We start from the raw sequence: 2,778 nt of genomic DNA, 5'->3' as shown, positions 1-2,778 counted from the left end.
ATGTTCGACGGCCCCTACCAACCGAGCCGCTTCGACCTGGCCGAGAACCGAACCTTCGACTCCGGAACGGCGATCCAGACCTACCGGAAAGCATAGGGATGGGTATCTGGGATGTCACTCGGTTAGGAGATCAAAGACCAATTCCCTGGCAGATCCCTGTTCACATGGAGTTTCATCTATGTTACAGTCCTGCCTGGAAAAACGAACTCAACCCCCGGAGGCAGACCTCTTAATGCCAAGGAAGACCATCAAGGATTCCAAGCGCACTCAAGAATCTCACCGTTGGCTTCGTCGAGCAATAGCGTCAGCTATCGCTTTCGTGGTGCCTTTTGCTAGCATTGCAGTCGCCAGCGAATCCGTGAATGCAGAGCCACCTTCACCAGCTTCACCGAGCTCGATCGAGCTACCCGTGAATGCCAGCGATCCAGAGCGTCGGCATCAGGCAAATAAACACGCCAACGCTGTGCGAGATCAGCGTGTCGGAGAACTGGTATCTTCGGGTATGACTCGAAACCAGGCAATTCAGGAGTTCGAAGCTGAGCAGAGCCAAATAGCTGCTGAAACTCGCGAAGAACTCGGCGCTCTTCTCAGTCAAGGCCGGAGCTTCAATGAAGCAGCCAGTGAGCTCGACCTGTACCAAGTGGGATCATCCGAAGAATCCTCCGATAGCGTCGGCCTACTCTCCGAAGACAACGTTCGAATCTACGATGAGGACCTCTGGTACGAGTCACCCTGTGCCTGCTGGCATGTAGATACGGAGTGGGAGCACGTTCCGGATCTGAAGCAAGGGGACGACGTGGTCGCCATGCGAACGCATGAGTCCGTCGGGATGTTGGGCGGCACGGCATACCTGTGTAATGCTGGCCCGTCTCCTGACGAATGTCGCTACACTGGAGCAGACAGGGAAACACGGCACGGTGTAGGCGAAACCTTCAGAAGCGAGTCGGGAGACTATGGCTATCTGGTTATGTCGGTAGTCGACTACACTGACGGACCTGGGCCGTGCCAACTATTTACGGAGTATATCCACACATGGGGCTCCACTAGAATTACAGGTTTCGGCATCTCGAAGGACGGGGTTTCGATTTCCTGGGAATACTACGAAGGCGATTGGCAGAAACAAGAGGCCGGACCAATACCATGGGGCGTCACTTGTGGCTTATAATCTAGCCTGAATCCTACAGGTGGGGTAGCGCGTGGATACGCGTTGCCCCGCCTGCAGCTGTCAGGAATGCTGACACTGAAATCCTTACAATTTCAGCAAGTCTTCTTGTGTAACAAGGTAGTACAATGAGGCGTCGATGTCGCCCAAGTACGCATGGTTACTTCAGCAAATTGGCAGGCTCCAAGGCCGACTGGCTGGGATTCGTTCAGCATCGGATCAATGCGATAATCTGTGCCGTCCTTTAGAAAGGTGAGAAATCTGCCGTGAAACGTACTGGACTTGGAATAGCTTGTCTTAGCTTCGCTTTCGCAATATCCGGTTGCACAGACTCGTCACCGGGGCCCGACGAACCAGCCTTGGACATGAAGGCAGAAGGAATGATCCAGATATGCCGGGCAGCTGACCAAACAGCCGACGAGGAGAGGGATTGTGGCCTCGTGCCCATCCCGGATGCCACCGTCGAGGTGATCTCGCACGGCGAGGCTATCTGGGAAGGCGAGCTGCAGCCTGATGGCACAGTCCGGGGGAGCTTCGACAGTCCCGACCCTTGGCATATCGAAATCTCAGCTCCACTGCTCGAAGAGCCACTTGTAAGCCAGGACTTTGACCCCACTGGATCGCAAACGCAGGCCTGGTCTCCTCATCCTCCGACATTTACTGTGCAATAGGAGTTCCTAGCCTATTTGCCGGAGACGTCTCCAGCAGATGAGTGCGCATCCGAGGTGGAGGAACGCTTCGCGGATCTCCCTGCGGCGTTCCCATCGGAGGCACAAGCGGCGGAACCAGTACAGCAGCGCCAGAGCCCGTTCGACTACGTACGGGGTGGTCCCGAACCCGGAACCGTACGGCACGCCTCTGCGCAGTCTGGGTCTGGCTCCCTTAGTCTTGCAGCGCTTTACGGTCATCGAGCGGCTTCCTGCCCAAGGCGCCGAGTTGACGCTCGCGCTCGGGGATAAGCGGCTCGATCCTGGCCCACAACGCATTGTCGCCCCTGAACGCGTAGTTCCGCCGCAAGCCAGGGACTCCTGCAGCCGCAACCTCAACCGAGCAGCATTGTGCTAGCTGAGTAGCCGCGCTTTCTGGCGCTCGAATTCTTCGCGGGTCATCAAGCCCTGCTGGACCAGCGCAACGAATCTGGTCGGCTCGTCGGCGACCGTGTTCCGTTCGCTTCGTATGGGGGGTCATTCCGGTGGGACGATCCGGTGGACCAGCGCAGTAACGAGGGCCTCGGCCCTGGCCTGGTCGAAGAGGTCGGGGAGCGTCAGCCGTTCCACGATCAGCCAGTTCAGGGCCAAGTAGAGCTCAACCACCGTATCGGCGTCCCCGGGCATGCCCGATTGCAGATGGAAGTCGATGTTGTCCTGGAGGTTCGCGCGGATCTGCTCCGTGAGCACCGCCCGCAGCTCGGGGCGGCGGGTGGCTTCGAGGCGCAGCTCCATCATGGCGAGGTAGCCCGACCGGAAGGCGGTGATCCGCCCGACCAGCTCCTGCATCAGCCGGTCCACCGACTCGCGCGTCCGCGGCAACGCAAGCGACTCGCCCATCGCCTCGGACCCGGGATCGAGCCGTTCGAAGACCCGCCCCCCGACCTGAGTCAGGAGCACGTCGCGGCT

Annotated in this window: 2 protein-coding genes; both read right to left on the bottom strand. The window is 58.6% G+C overall.

Features of this window, described 5'->3' with window-relative positions; genetic code table 11:
• Positions 1-403: 403 nt before the first annotated feature.
• Positions 404-640: a hypothetical protein gene (locus CUT39_RS21125; RefSeq protein WP_100445613.1), complete on the bottom strand. Its 237-nt coding sequence runs from the start codon at positions 638-640 to the stop codon at positions 404-406.
• 1,706 nt (positions 641-2,346) lie between these two features.
• On the bottom strand, positions 2,347-2,778 hold a 432-nt coding region (locus tag CUT39_RS08665), incomplete at its 5' end, for an ABC-F family ATP-binding cassette domain-containing protein (RefSeq protein WP_100445611.1).

The sequence above is a fragment of the Glycomyces xiaoerkulensis genome (assembly GCF_002798405.1).
In the GTDB taxonomy this organism is placed as follows: Bacteria; Actinomycetota; Actinomycetes; order Mycobacteriales; family Micromonosporaceae; genus Glycomyces; species Glycomyces xiaoerkulensis.
Note: the sequence above shows the minus strand (reverse complement) of the source record. Positions and strands in the feature narration are given on the sequence as shown.